We start from the raw sequence: 20,218 nt of genomic DNA, 5'->3' as shown, positions 1-20,218 counted from the left end.
AAACAAGTTTTCTTTAATGATCAATTTACTTTGTTAAATTTATTTCAGTTAATAAATGAAATATTTCTAAAAAATGGTATAAAATCAAGAAAAAAAAGTAAAAAAACATCTCTTGACATCATAGAAGCTATACTTGAAACATTCATGGAAAAAAAAGCTGTAGCTTAAAATATTAAACAATCAATAATCTAAATGGATATATTACCATATTCAGGTATTATATTTAAGGATAGTTCTAACTAATTTTAATGTAATATTTTTCACATAAATGATAAGTATAGCATTTGAAGAAAATAATAAATATTATTTAATATTCTATATTTTTTAAATATTCTAAACTTTACGGACATGGGTCTGGCCCCATTGCGGAGCTTGCTCCTTGCGAGAAGGCTTTACCGACGAGGTTGCTAAGCTAATTAGATACTTCTTTATTAATATTTTCTACTTCTTCTATTGTTAAGTCAGTACTTTCTACAATTATATCAGTAGATACACCTTTTTGTAAAAGCTTCTTAGCTATTTTTATAGCTTTTTTAATTTCGCCTTCTTCTCTGCCTTCTTCTCTGCCTTCTTCTCTGCCTTCTTCTCTGCCTTCTTTTCTGCCTTCTTCTCTGCCTTCTTCCTTATAGTGCAATTTTCTAATCTCGTCTATTGTCATTTTAAATGCACCTCCTCTTAAATTTTTATATTCTTCATATCTCTTTTCAAAGGTAGGATCTTTAGTTAAAAATAAGTATCCTAAAAAATCTACTAATGCTTTTATTTGATCATTATTTTTAACTTTATTATAAGTTGATAATTCATCTGATAGTTTTATTTTGGCCTCATATATATCTTCATCTCTTGTACCTGTTTCTAATAAACTTTTTGCCATTTTAAAAACTAATTTAAGTGGGTTATCATCACTAATATTTTCAAGTTCTATTTTTTCTACATCAATAGTTTTAAAGTTATATATTAGTATTTCATTTTTTAACTCTGGTAATTTATATACATAACTTTTATCTTTTCCACTATTACCTTTATAAGTATATATTGCTGCAGCTACTATTTCTGACCTATCTTTATTTTTATATCTAAATTTATCCCATATCCTATAAAAGTATCTAAACATTCTTTCTCCAAAAATTTCATGGTTACTTCTATAGCTTTGTACTTCTACATGAATAAATAAAATCTTACTTCCTTTATCCTTTAATTTCACCTTTATTATTTTATCTGATATTATGTTTTCAGCGCTATCTTTATCAAATATATCCTTTTGTATTTCTTTCAAATCTTTATCTAATGATTCTGTTCCCAATTCCCAAGCTATTTTATTAAATATCTCTGGAAAAAGCAATTCTACTATTTCTTCTTCAAATGCTTCCAAGATTGATTTCCACGCTGCATCAAAATCATGTTTTTTAGTCAAAATTATTCACTTCCTTGTAATTTTGTAATTCAATTATTATTTTAATATAGGTTCATTTGCCCCCTATCACTAACTTTATTATACTTTACCCGGGGTCATATGACCTAATATTATTATATCAAATTTTAGTAACTATTACACGAGTATATAATTAAAGTTTTTCAAATTGTTTGTAAATAATTTTTAATCATGCAAATGATTTTTAATAGTATTTTGCTAAAATTTGAATCAAAGACCAAAATTAATTTCGCGAAACGTATATTTAGCATAAAAAGAACACGCTTCTCTATTGTAGAAACATGCTCTTTTTTCTCACCCTACGGGTCTTTTTTCAATTTTTTCTTCTTATTCTTTACTTTATATCTCCTAGTTATATCCTCAGATCCACTTTTTCTTTACTTTTACTTTTTTCCTCTTCTACTTCATCTTCACCCTATTTGCATCGGATTCCATCCCTCGCAGAACTTATCGCTCAGTTGTTCACGTTTCGTTCACAATTGCTTGGATTATTTTTACAATTTTCCCCAAGGGTCTGGCCCCTTTGCGAGGGGAAATGCTTTATGCCCCGAGCTTGCTTCCCTCGCAGAGCTTATCGCTCAGTTGTTCACGTTTCGTTCACAATGGCTTGGATTATTTTACCAGTTTTCCCCAAGGGTCTGGCCCCATTGCGAGGGGAATGCTTTATGCCCCGAGCTTGCTCATAACTCTAGCTAAGTCTACTGTGCTTGTTGGGCTTCCTTTTTGATCATTAACTACTTTTAATGTTTTATTTGTTTCACTTAATTTAATCATTGTTTTTACAAAGTTATTTCCATCTCCATAAAGCCATGCTGTTCTAACTATGTAATGCTTAGGATTAAGCTTACTTACAACTCTTTCTCCTTCTAATTTTGTTTTACCATATACAGTTTGAGGATTTACTTCATCAAATTCTGTTAATTCTTTATCCACTTCTCCATCAAAAACATAATCAGTTGATACCTGTACTATTTCAGCACCTATAGTATTAGCTGCTGATGCTAAATTTTTAGGACCTATTGTATTTATTTTATATGCCATATCCACATCTGTTTCACATTTATCAACAGCTGTATGTGCTGCACAGTTTATAATTACTTCTGGTTTATGCTCATTTACAAATTCATATACAGTTTTTACATCTGTTATATCTAAATCTGCTACATCAGTAAGAATCAATTCTATATTACTTTTTTCTTTGTATTGTTTTGTTAGTTCTCTGCCTAATTGACCATTAGCTCCTGTTATTAAAACCTTCATATTTAACACCTCTTATAAAAAAACTCTCAGAGCTTACCCCAAGAGTTTAAATTTTATTTATTATCGTACATTTTATTGTAGTATTTTTGATAATCTCCTGATGTTACATTTTTCATCCAGTCTTCATTATCTAAATACCATTTTATAGTTTTCTTTATTCCAACTTCAAAAGTGGTCTCAGGATACCATCCAAGCTCTTCTTTAATCTTAGTTGGGTCTATTCCATATCTTAAATCATGGCCTTTTCTATCTTCTACATATTTAATTAGGTTTTCTGTAACTTCTTTATCCACATTTTCATTTATATAATCAATAACAGTTTTTACTATAGTAATATTAGTTCTTTCATTATGTCCACCTACATTGTAGACTTCACCTAATCTACCACCATTTATAACCATATCAATAGCTTTACAATGATCTTCAACAAATAGCCAATCTCTTACATTCATTCCATCACCATAAACAGGTAAATCTTTATGACTTAAGCAATTGTTTATAAGTAGTGGTATTAATTTTTCTGGAAATTGGTATGGACCATAGTTATTTGAACATCTTGTAATATTAACTGGCATTTTATATGTATCTGCGTATGCTTTAACCATTAAATCAGAACCAGTCTTGCTTGCTGAATATGGGCTATGTGGGTCTAATGGTGTAGTTTCCATAAAGAAACCTGTTTCACCTAAGCTTCCATAAACTTCATCTGTAGAAACGTGAAGGAACTTAACTCCTTCTTTAAAGCCTTCTGCTGTCTCCCAATCATTTTTTGCACAATTAAGTAGGTTAACTGTACCAAGTACATTGGTTTGAGCAAAAATTTCTGGCATCTTTATACTTCTATCTACATGTGACTCTGCTGCAAAGTGTGCAACATAATCAATTTCATACTTATCAAATAAGCTAGAAACCAATTCTTTATCACATATATCCCCTTGAACAAATATATGTCTTTCATCATTTTCTATATCCTTTAAGTTCTCTAAGTTTCCTGCATAAGTTAATTTATCTAAATTTATTATTTTAATATCTTCATATTTGTTAAGCATATAAAGTACAAAATTTGACCCAATGAAGCCAGCTCCACCGGTAACTAAATAAGTTTTCATAACAACTCTCCTAACTATTTATGGTATATATACAAAAGGTACTTCAATCTCTGATAATTTCTTCTGTGCTTTATCCTTTTCGGATAAAAGAAGTTCTTCTATTCCTTCAATTGGCCACTGTACACCTATTTCAGAATCATTCCAAAGTACTCCAGCATCGTATTCTGGTGCATAAAAATCAGTACACTTGTAGTTAAATACAGCTTCTTCTGAAACAACTAAGAATCCATGTGCAAAACCTTCTGGAACATAGAACTGCTTCTTATTTTTACCAGAAAGCAAAATTCCTTCCCATTGTCCAAAGGTAGGTGAACCCTTTCTTAGATCCACTGCCACATCATAAACTTCACCTTCAATAACTCTAACTAGCTTTCCTTGAGTATGCTTTGTTTGAAAGTGTAATCCTCTAAGTACTCCCTTTTTAGATTTTGATTCATTATCTTGAACAAATTCCATTGTGAGTCCAGCTTCAAAGAAATCTTTTTTGCTGTAAGTTTCCATGAAATATCCTCTATTATCACCAAAAACCTTTGGCTCAATTATATATAAATCTGGAATCTTGGTTTCTATAAAATTAAAGTTTCCCATATGTACCTCCATTTATTACTCTTCTTATAAATTAGCATTATTGTACTCATCAGCAATCTGAGTTAAATACCTACCATACTCTGTTTTCATTAAAGGTTCTGCTAATTTTAAAAGCTGCTGTCTATTTATAAAGCCTTTTCTATAAGCAATTTCTTCTAAGCAAGCAACATAAAGTCCTTGTCTAGTTTGGATAGCTTCTACAAAGTTTGAAGCTTCCAATAGTCCCCTGTGAGTTCCAGTATCTAACCATGCCATCCCTCTACCAAAAAGCTCAACTTTTAAATTACCTCTTCTTAAATATTCATTGTTTACTGCTGTTATTTCTATTTCACCTCTTGCGGAAGGCTTAACATTTTTAGCAATCTCTACTACATCATTATCGTAGAAATATAATCCTGGAACTGCATAGTTTGATTTTGGTTTTTGTGGTTTTTCTTCTATCGATACTACATTATACTTTTCATCAAATTCTACTACTCCAAATGATGTTGGATCACTTACATGATATCCAAAAATAGTAGCACCTTCTTTTCTTGAAACAGCTCTTTGAAGTCTTTCAGTAAATCCATAACCATGGAAAATATTATCCCCTAAAACTAATGCAACACTATCATCACCTATAAATTTTTTTCCAACTATGAATGCATCTGCAAGCCCTCGTGGTTCTTCTTGGATTGCATAGGATAATTCAAGACCTAATTCACTTCCGTCTTGAAATAATTCTTTGAAGAAATTTATATCTCTTGGTGTAGAAATTATTAAAATTTCTTTTATACCTGCAAGCATAAGAACTGACATTGGGTAATAAACCATTGGCTTATCATAAATAGGTAGTATTTGTTTAGATACTGATTTAGTTATTGGATAAAGTCTTGTGCCTGATCCACCTGCTAAAATTATGCCTTTCATTAGTAATCCTCCATTTATTCGAGATTATAATTTTATATTTTTTCTATTCATATAAAGGTATAGATTTCTACCTCTATACCTTTTGTTTATTCTATTTAATTTAATCCCTACAATATAGATCTCTAGTATAAACTTTTTCTTCTACATCTCCTAGTTCACTAGACAATCTATTAGAAACAATAACATCAGACATTTCCTTAAATTCACCTAAATCTCTTATAACTTTTGAATGATAAAACTCTTCTTCTTTTAGTACTGGTTCATAAACTACTACTTCAATACCTTTTGCTTTGATTCTTTTCATTATACCTTGAATAGAAGATGCTCTAAAGTTATCAGAATCAGTCTTCATTGTTAATCTATAAATACCTACAACTTTAGGGTTTCTAGCTATTATCATATCAGCCACATGATCTTTTCTAGTTCTATTAGCATCTACAATGGCTCCCATGATATTTTGAGGAACATCAGAATAATTAGCTAGCAACTGTTTTGTATCTTTAGGTAAACAGTATCCACCATAACCAAAAGATGGGTTATTGTAATGGCTACCTATTCTAGGATCAAGAGATACTCCTTCAATTATTTGCTTAGTGTCAAGACCTCTTACCTCTGCATAAGTATCTAATTCATTGAAGTAAGCTACTCTAAGTGCTAAATATGTATTGGAGAATAGTTTTACTGCTTCTGCCTCTGTAGATTCAGTAAATAACACATCAATATTTTCTTTGATTGCTCCTTGTACTAATAAATCAGCAAATCTCTTAGCTCTTTCTGATTGCTCACCTACAATTATACGAGATGGATATAAATTATCATATAGTGCTTTACCTTCTCTTAGAAACTCAGGAGAGAAAATAATATTATCTGTTTCAAACATTGCTCTTACTTTTTCTGTATATCCTACTGGCACTGTTGATTTAATAATCAATGTTGCATCTGGATTAATGGATAATACATTAGCGATAACGGCTTCAACTGTTCTTGTATTAAAATAATTTTTTTCTGCATCATAATTAGTAGGTGTAGAAATAATAACATATTCAGCATATTTATAGGCTCTATATGCATCTGTTGTTGCTGTTAAATTTAATTCTTTTGTTGCTAAATATTCTTCAATTTCTTTATCTACAATAGGTGATATTCTATCATTTATCATATCTACTTTTTCTTGAATAATATCAAGTGCTATAACTTCATTATGTTGGGCTAATAAAACTGCATTCGATAGTCCAACATAGCCAGTTCCTGCTATTGTGATTTTCATGATAAGTTCCCCCTTTCTTATAACCTAAATCTTATAATATTCTTTATACCATTCTACAAACTTACCTAATCCATCTTCTATACTTGTACTAGGTTTAAAATCTATATCCTTCTCCAAGTCACTTACATCTGCATAGGTTCTTAAGACATCTCCAGGTTGCATATCCATATAATTTTTAACAGCTTTTTTATCTAATTTATCTTCTAATACAGATATGAATTTTTCTAATTGTACCGGCTGATTATTTCCTATGTTATAAATCTTATATGGAGCAAAGGAACTACTTAAATCGTCTTTTACTTCATCCCACTCTTCATTTGATTTTGGTGCTAATGGTAATAACTTATAAATTCCTTCTACTATATCATCCACATATGTGAAATCTCTTTCCATCTTTCCATGATTAAATACATTAATAGTTTTATCTTCTAATATATTATTAGTAAAAGAGAAATAAGCCATATCAGGTCTACCCCATGGTCCATAAACAGTAAAGAATCTAAGTCCTGTTGTAGGGATATTATATAAATGACTATACGTATGTGCCATTAGTTCATTAGATTTTTTAGTAGCTGCATATAAACTTACTGGATGGTCTACATTATGGTTAGTTGAGAATGGGGCTACTTTATTGCCACCATATACTGAACTTGAAGAAGCATATAATAAATGTTTTACTGGATAGTTTCTACAAGCTTCAAGAATATTCATAAAACCAATAAGATTAGAATCAACATAAGCATACGGGTTAGTTATCGAATAACGAACTCCTGCTTGTGCTGCTAGGTTGATTACATAATCCGGTTTGTAGTTTTCGAATATATTGTCTATATCTGATTTGTCTTTTAAATCTACTTTGTGAAATATGAAATTGTTGTTAGTTTGTAATTGTTTCAGACGATTTTCTTTTAATTTAGGGTCATAGTAATCATTTAAGTTATCTATCCCTATTACCTGATAATCATGATCAAGCAATAAGGTTGATAGGTGAAATCCTATAAAACCGGCTGCTCCTGTCATCAAAATTTTAGTGTTTTTATCAATTATATTAGTGTCCATATCAAAATCTCCTTAAAAATTATACTCACTTTTTTTACTCAATGCTTGTAACCGAAAATTTCTAAACTATTCTGTTTATAGTGAAAGCTTTCTCATGTTAATCCATCATCACAAATTACAGAATGCTACGACTCAATTATTTATCATCATTTGATGGCTAGAAATCCAGTCATTGCTATAATTGTATACATTACGAGTTCTTATTAAGCTTTCATTAATAGCTTTACATTTTTAATTGCATTAGTAATATCTTTTCGTTTTATAGCCAAATATATTATATAAGCTACTACATATAGTAGAACTGCAAGCCAAGAATTTATAAACCATCCTGTTAATATAAAAATTAATGCCATTGTTAATTCCAAGACTATATCTTTATACAAAGAAATTTTAAGAATCTTGGACAAATATATTTCAGCTAATATACATCTAAACGCTAAAAGAATAACAATTGATGCTATTGCTAAATTTAAATTTTTAAATAGTATAGTAGTTACAAAAGTAACTGTTGCACTTAAGATAAGTGAAATTGAATTGATTTTCAACATCAATTTTTCTTTTCTCATAGTTTTTAAATATGTATTTACAAGCAAAGCCATTTTCCCCTCAAATACACATATAGGAAACACCAACGACATATACATTAAGCTATCATAATACTTCGGCAACCATGCTGATAAAACAACTTTAAGAGGATAATATACAATAATCAAACCTAACAATATTACCATCAGAAAGTCTCTCATCGTTATATATAAACCGGGTAATTTCTTCCCATCAGTCCTTCTTAAAATGGGAAACATAATAATTCCTACAGCATTAATAAATAGCATCATTAAATTTGATATGCTTAACGTAAGCGATACTTTCCCAAAAGTCGAAACATCCCACGAATGTTCTATTCCAAATCTCACTACACCTATAATCAACATACTTGCAATATTGGAAAACATGAGTTTTATTCCAGCATTAATATTCTCGAATGTTTCTTCGAAACTAAAGTAAAATGTAGAAATTCTCCTAAAAACCATATCCCCACAGCAATATGTAGCATATACCAATGAAATAAACCTGCCAATTAAATCAGCCACTATCATTAATTTATATTGTCTAACACCAATTGCTAATAAAATGATGATTAAGCAACAATATAGTATTTTATCCATCATCGTTATTTGGGCATACTCTTTTATTCTATTCGTACATTGCAAAATATATAGCAACATAAATCTTACATTGGTAACTAATAAACATAAGGCCGTCATTCTAAATATAAATATCTTATTCCCATCAATAAAAAAAAGATTGGAAACGGTAAACATAATCACTGCTATTATTAACTGAAGAAGAAGCAACATGTAAAACTGTGAGAAAAATAGTCCTTTATCTAGTTCCTTATATTCTTTACCTCCATATCTTAGATAAATACCGTCATTCCATCCAAAATGCAAAAAACCTACATATAATGAATAAAATAAATATAATTGCCAATAACCGTATTCTTGTACTCCAATCAACTTTGGTACTATTAATATCACCAAAGTTGAGATAATCAATGATAATAAATTTGAAGTTAGTGTATACGAAAAATTTTTAATTAAATTAACTGCTTTACTATTCAATAATTAACTCTCACCTTTCTATTCAGATATTGTAACTTAGTTGTTTATTTTAATAAATATTTTTTAAAATAAACTTATACTACCTTTATTAGTTTTTACATAACCATTAACCTTTTATTTTATAATCCATTAATAAGTTTAAATGTTTTAAACTTTTGTATTTTATTCGTAAGTCTTTAATAATCTATATACCATACAAATTATCAATATATAATGTAATCTAAATATACTATTTACTTTTCTATTACAAACTTTGAAGTTAATAAAATAATGCATTTATTCAATCATTAGCATTGAATGTGCAAACTTTCAAGAATCAACTTTGTTGTTTACTCAATTTGTCTATAATGTCTCAATTTTCTATCTTTTATTTAATCGAATTTGAATTAAATAATCTATAAAATATATAAAAACAGCAAATTTGAATTAACATCGTTGGGGTTAGTAATATTGTTAAAAATTTCTCATCAATTGATTGCATGACAATCGGGTAGAATATGCTAGAATATATTAATATAGCAAATATTTCATTCTTGTAAATGTGATGCTTAATCTTTAAATATATTGAAGTGTAAAACATCCCCATTATAAACTGTATAAAACACATTCCTATATAACCGTAATCATGGAGATACCTTCTTAAAGATGTATATATATTTGTCCTTAAATATGAGTTAATTGCAATAAATTCTAAATGCCTAGTTTCAATTACTTCTTTTCCTGTCAGCCTTGACAAGATATGACTTATTCCATACAATGTTTCACTGCCAAAATCAGTTTGATTAAATGTAAAAGTCTGAAGGAATAAATTCAATGATACTATAGACCCTGATGAATAAACAGATATTCCCTCAAATGCGTCATTAAAATGTTGACTTTTTCCTGTTAATTTTCCTGAAAAATAGAATATCACTAAAAAACCAAACATTGCTAAAATTGCAGTTTTAATCATTTTTTTGTTACTTCTTTTCTTCCATCCATATTTGTTTTTCCATAAAATATACCCCATTACAACCGTAGATGTTAAAATGTATATAAAATTAGAGCGTGACCCTGTTATAATTTGCATAATAATAAAAATCACAATGGGTATAAAATTATACACATCATATTTCTTAAACTTATTAAAAATAATTTTATACAAAATGATATATATATACGTGTTCACTAATACATTACATACTAAAAATCCAAAAGTATATCCAATCCCTACATTATATCCAGTAGAAGATGAAATATTATAATATTGTAATGTAGTTGAAAAATCAACAACATTTCCAAACATAGAAGCAATTTGTTTTATTTTATAATAATATAGATATCCATAGATAACCATCACAATTGATATACAAATATTATATGAGAAAGGTATATCCAACTCGTAAACATTGTTAAAATTCGTTGATCCCATTGTATTTTTATAGCTTAATTTTTTCTTCCTATTTAGAAAAAAACTTCTAACCGATAATTCACCTAAAGCTAAACATATCATTGCTATTACTATAACAAAAAATGTTTTACTACTTAAATAAAATCCCCACTTTTTTTTATTAAGAATGAGCACTATAGTGCTTAAAGAAAAAAATAAGTTTGAAAGAAACGAAGCAGATAAAATATCTTTATTTGTGATAAAATATGTAAATATTGCAAAAATAATTAAAGTTATTAATAAAACATAAATCAACCAATTACACCTCAACTCTATTTATCAATTCCTACAAGTGGTTTTTAAAACATAAGTTTTATCTTATGTTCACATGTTCTATTTTTAGGATTATATGCTGCCTTTGAATCTGTGTGAGAAAATCTATTACAATTTTTAGATTTCCATATATTAATACAAAGCTCTAAATAAATAGAATATTTAAATTTTTTTAATACTCCTATAAAAATAAAAATTTGTGAAGTAGCATATATTTGTACCTAAACATTCATTTGATCTTTAATTTGATTTAACCAGTTACCAAAATCATAATTCTCTATAATATTTTTATCTATGGATATATAATCTGAATTAAGAAATCTTTTTAAATCGTCAATATTATCTTTACCCAAAATGAAAATATTGTTTCTATTGTAAAAATCATATTTGCAAATTTTAATATCATTAGTAACTAATTTTTTACTGAAAAAGATTGCTTCCATGGGTCTTTGTGACATTCCCATCTGCCCAGGTTGCACTAAATCTAGAATGGCATAACTTTTTGAAATTTCTGCCAGCACTTCAGAATAAGATATTTTATACTCGTACGTATAATTTTTAACATTTTTAGAATTTGACGACTTTGTTATGTGAAATTTAGTAACAATGTCCTTTTGTTCAAACACTTTCTTTAATTCCAATAACTCATGGATTCTGCCTTTATCTGCACCCACAAAATAAATATCATTTATTATATCATTTTGTGGTAACTCTATACCCGAAAAATAATATGTTTGAATATAATTCAATCCATACTTTTGACAATCCTCTTTGTCAAAGGAATATATTTCACAATCACTGCCTCTAAGTTTATCAGGTTTAATCTCTGTAATTACAGGATTCCAATACCATTGTATAATTCTTATATTAGTTTTTTTTCTTATATATTTTGCTATATTTGGACTGTATGGATTAACAGATATAATAATCAACTCATACTTATTAATGTTTTTCACCCAATTATCATAAAATATAGATAACCCTGGTAATTTATATTTTAATATTAACCTACGAATTAATTTACTAAATTTGCTATCACTTTTAAAAATACTTGTAGCATTAATACCATTATACTTATTCCTTTCATTGTTATAAAATTCTGTACTATTATTTCCATTTAAAAATAATATATTAGTATCCATACTGGTTTTACACTCCTTAATTCTCAACGAAAATGATAAAATTAATTAACTTTATACTTTGCTTCAGCGACTTTTTTCAGTTCTCTATAAAATTCATCACGTCTATTAGTAAGCTCTTCTTTCCTATATCGTCTTGCATTTTCTATATTTTCACAGCTCATTACCTCAAGTTCATCACAGTTTTGTATTAATCGAATAATTTCATTTGCAAATCCATTGATATCATCTGGAGCAAACATATACTTGCCTTCTAATAACTCAGGTATACCTGCTACAGCAGTAGAAAGACATGGTAATCCTACTGCCATTGCTTCTATAACTGCCCTTGGTAATCCTTCCGCTCTAGTAGGGAAAACAAACAAATCGCTGTTAATTAATAGATTTCTGACCTCATATTTTGAAGAAAATAAACCAACAAATTCAACATCTTCTGAGATTTCCAAATCAGATGCCATCTTTTCATAGTAATTGCGTTTATCACCATCCCCTATACAAATAAGTTTTACATTTAGTCCTTTCTTTTTTAATATTTTGAAGGCATTGAGTAACGTTGTATGACCTTTATTATCATTGTTTATACTACTTGCAGTATGAATTATTGTGAAATTCACTTTAGATTTAGCATATTTCTTAGGTTCACTAAAAAAATCTTCATCTAAATCTATCGATGAATAATAATTTTCAAAATAAAGTGAATCATCTGTTCTAATTCTAGCACGTGATGGGTATCTTTCCTGTAGAAAATACTTTGTTACATACGAAACACCATTTGCCTCTGCACAAGTTCTTTTCAATTTCATTGTATATACAATTCTAGCAACTAAATTTGTGCTATATGCATCATAGGGGTCTGCAACAACCTCAACAGCATAAGGCCTTTTAGTTCTTTTAAAATATCTCAATACCATAAATGCTGGTATTGATGGTAACCTAAATATAGCACATTCTTCATCCTTTATAACAGCTTTTATTTCTTTTAAGAAACTAAAATAATGAATTAAAAATCCCTTAGCCCCTCTTACAAATGGTAATTCACATATTTCGATACCTTCTCCATCAACACGTGTGTACTTACCTTTATCTATGTTTTTCATATACTCAACACGAGAAACTACTTTTACTTTTTCAAATACAGATAAATATCTACTCCAAAAAACATAGCCATGAACAGCAGTTTTGCACCAATAAGTTCCATCTACACATTTCACCAAATGAGCGTCTGACACCACTAATAGTTTCATTCCACATCCTCCATTTAAGATAAAACTCCCTTTATCTATTTGTAATCCATACTTTATTTTTATTGTCCCATTTTTTTATTACTTTTGCCGGTGACCCAGCAACTATACAATTATCCATCACATCTCTATTAACCACCGAATTAGCACCAATAATGCAGCCATTACCAATAGTTACTCCCAACAAAATACAAGCATTCTCGCCGATCCAAACATTGTTTCCAATTACAACTGGTCTCATGTAGAGGAGTCTATCATCTGGTGGAACATCTGGTGATGAATCAATTGTTTTATTTGAGTAATTCCCATGATTAGTATCACTAATAAATATCTTAGACGCCATTAAACAGTTGTCACCTATTATGACTTTTTCATTTGCAACAATATGAACATTATCTCCAAGCTTGCAGTTTTTGCCTATAAAAAGTTTCTTCGAATTGTCATTGTCTTCACCAAGCAAATCAAATCTGCAACTATACCCTGTGGTAAGTCCTTCATCGAATTGTAATTTAGCTTTACCTCTACAATAGAATGGTCTTCTAATCAGTCTTGCACCTTTATAAAATAATTTTGTACAAATCAAGGCATATGCCGTTGCTATAGTTTCTGATAACGAATATTTATTTTTCATTAACTACCTCCATCTATCATTGCTGGTAGTACCACAGCATTCTCATAGTTCCACTATCTTAAATAATTATTATCACTTTCATTAATAATTGTTGTTATAAAGCTATGTAAACTATATTTTTTATAGATATCTTCACCTATTGGTACATATTTATTATTAATGAATTCTTCTATTTTATCTAAATTATTCTCATCCATAACAAATATATTGTTTTCAGTGTAAAAATCATATTTCTTAATATTTGTATTAGTAGTAATCATCTTTCTTTTAGCTCCAAGAGTCTCAATTGTTCTCATAGTCAAACCGCTCTGCTTGTTATGTTGCATATCAAACACAGTATTTGATTTCTTAAGAACGGCCAAGTTTTCTTGTTCAGACAAAGGTATAAATTTAAATTCACTGCTCTTTGCACCTTTAAATTCAGGTACAAACACCTTATTATATAAGTACTGTAGTTTATTCAAAAACATATAAGAAAATATACGGATACCCTTAGACTCTAGTTTTGGGAACAACTCATGCATTGTCTTATAACGATTAGGGTGAGCTGTACAGACACTTACAATATCGCATTCTCTTTCTTCAACGTCTTCTTGCCCTATTTCTTTATATTCTTTACAATAAAATAAAGGTAGAAATTTTAGTGTTTCTATTTTTTCACTGTCTTCTAAATCAAATGAATATGCCTTATCAAATATAGAAATCAGCTCTCTGCTATTAGGATAAAGCGTTAAAGAATCCCACATATATAAAACAAATCTAGCAGTCTTTTGGGTATTTCTTAATTGCTGAACCATTGCAGGAGTAAACACTTTGCAATTAACTATAAATACTAAGTCATAGCTTTTCTCTTTAGTTTCAATCATAATTTTATCAAAATACTTTTGAATAAGAGAATTCATAAAACTCTTTCTAATTTTAATCATACCCTTAACAAATGAACTTTCACTTGGTCTATCATTATAAAAATCAACAGAATATCCCTGTTCTTCAAACTCTAAAATTATTTTTTTATGATAATTAAATATTGGAGTACCAATATACAAAACTTTTTTTTCACTCATGTCAACTTACTCCTTAGCTTGAATTAACATTCCGGTTTCTTTCATTTCATCAATCGAACGTTCAAAAAGATCTTCAGATTTTTCTAAACTTTTCTCTTCATCTTGTTTCTTTACCCATGTTGTAAATTCTTCCATACCTTTTTCAAAAGTATATACCGGTTTAAATCCACACATTGATTTTGCTCTATTAATATCTGCAATATTATGCCTAATATCACCTTTTCTAAAATCACCCGATGTCTTTATTTCTGAATTTGATTCATATAATCTTTTTAATGTTTCTGCAACTTGTATTACAGAAATGTTCTCTCCACTACCTACATTTATATACTGATAGTTGGTATTGTCATTTTCAAGTGCATTGCATGTAGCTGCCGCAACATCACTTACATGAACAAAGTCTCTACTTTCTTTTCCATCTTCAAAAATATTCAAATTCTGATTTTTTAACAATAACTTTGAGAATATTGAAAGAATACCTGTATAGGGATTATTTAAAGATTGGCCAGCACCATATACATTTTGATATCTAAAAATTGTATATGGTATATCCATTGTAGGACACATTACCTCAAGCATTTTTTCTTGTGCAAGTTTTGTATATGCATAGTAAGAGATAGGTGTTAAGTTACACTCTTCTGTTGTATCTCTCAATTCAACTGTTCCGGCACACACTGGACATTTCACTTCAAAATCTCCATTCTTCATATCATCAATTTCTCTTGATTTAGGAACAACTATTCCATGTTCTTCACAATAATACATTCCTTCCCCGTAAACTGACCGAGATGAAGAAAGTATTATTTTCTTTATAGGTAGTTTGTTTTTTAATATAACTTCAAGTAAGTTTGATGTACCTTTTATATTAACATCAGTATATCTATTAATTTCATACATAGATTGACCTGTACCAGTTTCAGCAGCAAGATGTATTATATAATCCACACCTTCTAGTGCTACCTTTAAATCTTCATAATTTCTTACATCGCCTTTAATTACCTTACACTTATCTTTTATATTTTGATATAAGTATGATTCTTCATAATTATCTCCGTGAATTTGAGGAGAAAAATTATCTAAAACAACAATTTCATATTTTTCGTTTAATTCTTTAACAATCGCATTTCCGATAAAACCTGAACCACCTGTAATAAGTACTTTTCTCATAATTTAAAGCTTCCTTCCCAGTGTTATTTATTTAAACTCCATCTAATCCTTACCCCATTCTCACTTCGTTTTCCATTTTCTGTAAAAACTTGTCTATTTTTGTATTTTCTTGTAATATCTAAACCCTTACAAATCAAGGCCGAACAAGCTATCATAGCTTGTCTTATCCATACCCCATTCTCATCTTGTCAAAAGAATGGACTATAGATAAACATGCTTATTTTTAATTACAATTTTTTATTTTGAACTGCTCGAACTTTTCGAGTAGTTGCTATTTTATTTCCCCTCAAGTTTTTTCTGTGTACTTTTAATATTCTCTATAAAATCTTTTTCAACTTGAGTTAGCTCTTCTTTACTTCGGTCTTTATATTTCTCATATTCTAATTCTGCTTTTATTTTAGCCTCTTCATGACTAATTTTCCCTGCGCCACTTAAGAGTTCACTTCCACTCATTTTTATGAAGCCATTTAATCTTTCTATCCAATCCTTCATATACATCGGTCTTTGCCTAATCGCTTGAAGTTCGGCAAATTCTAAATAAGCAGTTACTAATCTATTCAAAATTTTAATTTCATCTTCATTTAAATAATTCTTTGCAATTGATGCATCTGCTTTTCTTAAGCTTTTGCCATCAAAAGATGTCATTCCCATGAATTCTTTGTCTCCATCAGCACGTAAAAAAACAATTTCTGCTGCTGTATGTCCATGTGCAGCATAATGCATTTTATTCTGTACTACTTTAAAAAATTTAATTGACTCTTCTGCCCTCGGATCATAATCTATACTAGTTGCATAAATGTCTAGCACTTGTCTATAGAATACTTTTTCACTAGAGCGAATGTCTCTAATACGCTCCAAAAGTTCCTGAAAGTAATTGCCGCCTCCTGCATTTTTAAGCAATCGGTCGTTCATGGTAAATCCTTTTACAATATATTCTTTTATTCTTTGATTTGCCCAAATTCTAAATTGAGTTCCTCTGTGTGATTTCACACGATAACCTACTGAAATAATTACATCTAAGTTGTAAATTTTAGTCTGCCTTTTAACGGTTCTACTTCCTTCTTTGCGAACTTGTAAGGATTCCTTACAAGTTGAATTTTCGTCTAGCTCAGCTTCTTCATATATATTTTTCACATGCATCGTTATGTTCTGTGGTGTTGTTTGAAACAATTCAGCCATCTGGGCCTGCGTAAGCCAAACGGTTTCTTCTTCCATTTTTACTTCTATTTGAATCAGACCATCTTGAGTTTGATACATTAAAAATTCAGTATTATTTTCTTCTATGTTCATTTATTTCACTCCTTACAATAATCAGTAAATTTCATTACAAAAACTATTGTACTACACTACTAATTTATTTTATATACCAATCACTCATAGCTTGTCTTATCCAAATGCCATTCTCACTTCGCCCACACCATTCAATCCCTACATAGAAACAGAATCCTCATCTTCCAAAACTCCAGTCCCGCCTTCAACAACTCCATCACTCTTAAACACACTAAAAATAGTGCCAAAGAATATCTTAACATCCATCACAAAACTCATTTTCTCAACATAAACCCCATCAAGTTCAGCTTTCACATCAATAGGAAGTTCATCTCTCCCATTAATTTGTGCCCAACCAGTAAGTCCAGGAAGAATATCATTAGCCCCGTACTTATCACGCTCATCTCTTAAATCATACTGATTCCAAAGAGCAGGTCTAGGTCCTACAATACTCATTTCACCTATAAATATATTCCAAATCTGAGGAAGTTCATCCAAGCTAGATTTTCTCAAAAACTTACCTATCTTTGTAATAAAAGCATCTGGATTTTGAAGCATATGAGTAGGCATATCACTAGGAGTATCTGTTCTCATAGTTCTAAATTTTAATATACTAAATTCTTTTTTATCTCTTCCAATACGGTTTTGCTTAAATAATATTGGTCCAGGTGAATCAGTTTTTATAATTATTGCTATTATTAATATAAAAGGTGACAAGATTATTATGCCCATTAGAGATAAAACAATGTCTATAACTCTTTTAATATAAGGATATATTTTTATAAGAAACCCCTCCCAATACACTTTATAACATACTCACTGCTGCTTCTTGCTTCGTATCAATTATTTCTTTTATTTCTTTTTCTATCACTTCATCACTAGATCCATTTCTACTACAATAAGTCGGTACTAAATCCCTAACAACCGCAAATACCATCTCATCATCTTCTGCTTCTAATAAAAGCCTAACCCCACCTAATTTATTCTTTAATTTTTCAAAAGAAATATCAGCTGGTTGTCCGATAAATATCTTTTCATGCTTAGTTTTACCCAAATCTTCTTCATCCATTAACAACTCTTCATAAAGTTTTTCCCCTGGTCTTAGTCCAGTAATTTCGATTTTAACTTCTTTCTCAGGCTCAAATCCTGAAAGCTTTATAAGATCACTGGCTAAATCGTAGATTTTTACAGGTTTCCCCATATCAAGTACAAAGATTTCTCCTCCACCTGCAAAAGCACCCGCTTGAAGTACTAATTGAGCTGCTTCTGGGATAGTCATAAAGAATCTAGTTATATCTTTATGGGTTAAAGTAACTGGTCCGCCTGCTGCAATTTGTTTCTTAAATAATGGAATAACTGACCCATTAGAACCAAGTACATTACCAAAACGAACTGCCACAAACTTTGTTTCACTTGTTTTATCTATAGCTTGTATTATCATTTCACAAATACGTTTAGTAGCTCCCATAACATTAGTAGGATTTACTGCTTTATCTGTGGAAATTTGTACAAATCTATCAACACCATGTTTATCAGCACATTCCACCAAATTCAAAGTACCAAAAACATTATTTTTAATAGCTTCCCCTGGGCTTTCTTCCATTAAAGGCACATGTTTATGTGCTGCTGCATGGAACACCACTTCTGGTTTAAATTTAGCAAAAATAGCTTCAAGTCTTTTCTTATCTCTAATGCTTGCAATAAGCACAGTTAAATTCAAATTAGGGAATAAAGTTTTTAATTCGTTTTGAAGATCATATGCGTTATTTTCATAAATGTCTAATACCAAGAGCTGCTTAGGTTTGAATTTAGAGATTTGCCTACATAACTCTGATCCGATAGAACCACCACCGCCAGTAACTAATACTACACGATTTTCTAGGTAAACACTAATACCTTCCATATCCAATTGAACTGTATCTCTTCCAAGTAAGTCTTCTACTGCCACATCTCGCATTTTACTAAGGAAAACATCATCATTTAAAATTTCATTATAAGCAGGGATTATTTTAAGTTCACAACCCGTTTCTTTACAAATATTTATAATTTCCACTTTTTCTTTCTGAGATATTTTAGCTATAGCAATGACTATAATTTCAATATTTTCTTTTTTTACATAATTACGTATTTGATTTCTACCACCTACAACTTTAACTTTATTAATGTAGCTACCCCATTTACTTCTGTTATCATCAATAACTGCTTGTGGTGAATAACCAAGGTGTACATTAGAAAGCATTTCTTTAATAATTAATGACCCTGTATAGCCAGCTCCAATTATCATTACTTTCTTTGGAATCAAACAACTATTCATAGATTTAGTTTGAAGAAATATCATATATCGTCTTAAAAATCTATAAAACATTCTTGATGAAAAAGTGAGTGTTACTGTAAATAAAGAAAATATTACAGCTCTAGTAAAATTCAATCCTTGTTTTAAAAGAATAATCTTTAGAACATTAAAAGTTAATGTAGCACATGCATTAGCCATAATAACATTCAAAAATTCGTAAGACCCTGCAAATTTCCATAATGAATCATACAATTTAAAAACATAAAAAAAGAATAAATAAGTACAAGTCGCAAGAACAAATCCCCAAATATTAATTTCATTTCGCTGCTCAAGCAACAGAAAAGCAAATCCATAAAAGAAATTCACAAAAATAACATCTAAAAATATAAGTAATACTTTTTTATGCCGAAGTTTTAATTTATCTAAAAAATTTTTCAAAGTATCCCCTTCCCTTAAAATAATTTTT

The 20,218-nt window shown here is 29.5% G+C and carries 18 protein-coding genes; all 18 read right to left on the bottom strand.

What is annotated here, in order from left to right:
• Positions 1-412: 412 nt before the first annotated feature.
• The gene (locus tag BUB83_RS06235) at positions 413-1,414 is read right to left on the bottom strand and encodes an Rpn family recombination-promoting nuclease/putative transposase (RefSeq protein ID WP_073337582.1); all 1,002 of its coding nucleotides are present in this window, start codon (positions 1,412-1,414) and stop codon (positions 413-415) included.
• A gap of 681 nt (positions 1,415-2,095) precedes the next feature.
• The gene (gene rfbD / locus BUB83_RS06230; protein WP_084133425.1) at positions 2,096-2,692 is read right to left on the bottom strand and encodes a dTDP-4-dehydrorhamnose reductase; all 597 of its coding nucleotides are present in this window, start codon (positions 2,690-2,692) and stop codon (positions 2,096-2,098) included.
• Positions 2,693-2,745: 53 nt separating this feature from the next.
• The gene (gene rfbB / locus BUB83_RS06225; protein ID WP_073337581.1) at positions 2,746-3,801 is read right to left on the bottom strand and encodes a dTDP-glucose 4,6-dehydratase; all 1,056 of its coding nucleotides are present in this window, start codon (positions 3,799-3,801) and stop codon (positions 2,746-2,748) included.
• Positions 3,802-3,819: 18 nt separating this feature from the next.
• Positions 3,820-4,389, bottom strand: coding sequence for a dTDP-4-dehydrorhamnose 3,5-epimerase (rfbC, locus tag BUB83_RS06220; RefSeq protein WP_073337580.1), 570 nt, complete (start codon positions 4,387-4,389; stop codon positions 3,820-3,822).
• A gap of 24 nt (positions 4,390-4,413) precedes the next feature.
• Positions 4,414-5,298, bottom strand: a complete 885-nt coding sequence (rfbA, locus tag BUB83_RS06215; RefSeq protein WP_073337579.1) for a glucose-1-phosphate thymidylyltransferase RfbA — start codon at positions 5,296-5,298, stop codon at positions 4,414-4,416.
• A 100-nt stretch (positions 5,299-5,398) separates the two neighbouring features.
• Positions 5,399-6,565 (bottom strand): nucleotide sugar dehydrogenase, encoded by a 1,167-nt coding sequence (locus BUB83_RS06210; protein ID WP_073337578.1) that lies wholly within the window; start codon positions 6,563-6,565, stop codon positions 5,399-5,401.
• Between the two features lie 24 nt (positions 6,566-6,589).
• Entirely contained in the window at positions 6,590-7,624 is a 1,035-nt protein-coding gene (locus BUB83_RS06205) for an NAD-dependent epimerase (RefSeq protein WP_073337577.1), read from the bottom strand.
• A 203-nt stretch (positions 7,625-7,827) separates the two neighbouring features.
• Positions 7,828-9,246 carry an MATE family efflux transporter gene (locus BUB83_RS06200; protein WP_073337576.1) on the bottom strand — a complete coding sequence of 473 codons (1,419 nt, stop codon included), beginning with the start codon at positions 9,244-9,246 and terminating at the stop codon, positions 7,828-7,830.
• Between the two features lie 367 nt (positions 9,247-9,613).
• The gene (locus BUB83_RS06195; RefSeq protein WP_073337575.1) at positions 9,614-10,930 is read right to left on the bottom strand and encodes an O-antigen polymerase; all 1,317 of its coding nucleotides are present in this window, start codon (positions 10,928-10,930) and stop codon (positions 9,614-9,616) included.
• Between the two features lie 239 nt (positions 10,931-11,169).
• Positions 11,170-12,090, bottom strand: coding sequence for a WaaS/CpsH family glycosyltransferase (locus tag BUB83_RS06190; RefSeq protein ID WP_073337574.1), 921 nt, complete (start codon positions 12,088-12,090; stop codon positions 11,170-11,172).
• Positions 12,091-12,131: 41 nt separating this feature from the next.
• The gene (locus tag BUB83_RS06185) at positions 12,132-13,331 is read right to left on the bottom strand and encodes a glycosyltransferase (RefSeq protein ID WP_073337573.1); all 1,200 of its coding nucleotides are present in this window, start codon (positions 13,329-13,331) and stop codon (positions 12,132-12,134) included.
• A gap of 31 nt (positions 13,332-13,362) precedes the next feature.
• The gene (locus tag BUB83_RS06180; RefSeq protein WP_073337572.1) at positions 13,363-13,959 is read right to left on the bottom strand and encodes a DapH/DapD/GlmU-related protein; all 597 of its coding nucleotides are present in this window, start codon (positions 13,957-13,959) and stop codon (positions 13,363-13,365) included.
• A gap of 53 nt (positions 13,960-14,012) precedes the next feature.
• Positions 14,013-15,023: a WaaS/CpsH family glycosyltransferase gene (locus BUB83_RS06175; RefSeq protein ID WP_073337571.1), complete on the bottom strand. Its 1,011-nt coding sequence runs from the start codon at positions 15,021-15,023 to the stop codon at positions 14,013-14,015.
• A gap of 6 nt (positions 15,024-15,029) precedes the next feature.
• Positions 15,030-16,190 carry an NAD-dependent epimerase/dehydratase family protein gene (locus BUB83_RS06170; RefSeq protein WP_200801441.1) on the bottom strand — a complete coding sequence of 387 codons (1,161 nt, stop codon included), beginning with the start codon at positions 16,188-16,190 and terminating at the stop codon, positions 15,030-15,032.
• A gap of 23 nt (positions 16,191-16,213) precedes the next feature.
• Complete coding sequence (locus BUB83_RS22690) at positions 16,214-16,345, bottom strand: hypothetical protein (RefSeq protein WP_278336917.1); 132 nt, start codon at positions 16,343-16,345, stop codon at positions 16,214-16,216.
• Positions 16,346-16,466: 121 nt separating this feature from the next.
• Positions 16,467-17,480 (bottom strand): virulence RhuM family protein, encoded by a 1,014-nt coding sequence (locus tag BUB83_RS06165; protein ID WP_073337569.1) that lies wholly within the window; start codon positions 17,478-17,480, stop codon positions 16,467-16,469.
• A 138-nt stretch (positions 17,481-17,618) separates the two neighbouring features.
• Positions 17,619-18,236, bottom strand: a complete 618-nt coding sequence (locus BUB83_RS06160) for a sugar transferase (RefSeq protein ID WP_073337596.1) — start codon at positions 18,234-18,236, stop codon at positions 17,619-17,621.
• Positions 18,237-18,264: 28 nt separating this feature from the next.
• Positions 18,265-20,190: a polysaccharide biosynthesis protein gene (locus BUB83_RS06155; protein ID WP_073337568.1), complete on the bottom strand. Its 1,926-nt coding sequence runs from the start codon at positions 20,188-20,190 to the stop codon at positions 18,265-18,267.
• Positions 20,191-20,218: the final 28 nt, after the last annotated feature.

Source organism: Clostridium grantii DSM 8605, assembly GCF_900129965.1.
Classification (GTDB): Bacteria; Bacillota; Clostridia; order Clostridiales; family Clostridiaceae; genus Clostridium_AF; species Clostridium_AF grantii.
Note: the sequence above shows the minus strand (reverse complement) of the source record. Positions and strands in the feature narration are given on the sequence as shown.

Coding starts and splice junctions, on each gene's coding strand:
- rfbD (WP_084133425.1), bottom strand. CDS start 2,692: ATGAAGGTTTTAATAACAGGAGCTAATGGTCAATTAGGCAGAGAACTA.
- rfbB (WP_073337581.1), bottom strand. CDS start 3,801: ATGAAAACTTATTTAGTTACCGGTGGAGCTGGCTTCATTGGGTCAAAT.
- rfbC (WP_073337580.1), bottom strand. CDS start 4,389: ATGGGAAACTTTAATTTTATAGAAACCAAGATTCCAGATTTATATATA.
- rfbA (WP_073337579.1), bottom strand. CDS start 5,298: ATGAAAGGCATAATTTTAGCAGGTGGATCAGGCACAAGACTTTATCCA.
- BUB83_RS06210 (WP_073337578.1), bottom strand. CDS start 6,565: ATGAAAATCACAATAGCAGGAACTGGCTATGTTGGACTATCGAATGCA.
- BUB83_RS06205 (WP_073337577.1), bottom strand. CDS start 7,624: ATGGACACTAATATAATTGATAAAAACACTAAAATTTTGATGACAGGA.
- BUB83_RS06190 (WP_073337574.1), bottom strand. CDS start 12,090: ATGGATACTAATATATTATTTTTAAATGGAAATAATAGTACAGAATTT.
- BUB83_RS06185 (WP_073337573.1), bottom strand. CDS start 13,331: ATGAAACTATTAGTGGTGTCAGACGCTCATTTGGTGAAATGTGTAGAT.
- BUB83_RS06180 (WP_073337572.1), bottom strand. CDS start 13,959: ATGAAAAATAAATATTCGTTATCAGAAACTATAGCAACGGCATATGCC.
- BUB83_RS06175 (WP_073337571.1), bottom strand. CDS start 15,023: ATGAGTGAAAAAAAAGTTTTGTATATTGGTACTCCAATATTTAATTAT.
- BUB83_RS06170 (WP_200801441.1), bottom strand. CDS start 16,190: ATGAGAAAAGTACTTATTACAGGTGGTTCAGGTTTTATCGGAAATGCG.
- BUB83_RS22690 (WP_278336917.1), bottom strand. CDS start 16,345: ATGATAGCTTGTTCGGCCTTGATTTGTAAGGGTTTAGATATTACAAGA.
- BUB83_RS06165 (WP_073337569.1), bottom strand. CDS start 17,480: ATGAACATAGAAGAAAATAATACTGAATTTTTAATGTATCAAACTCAA.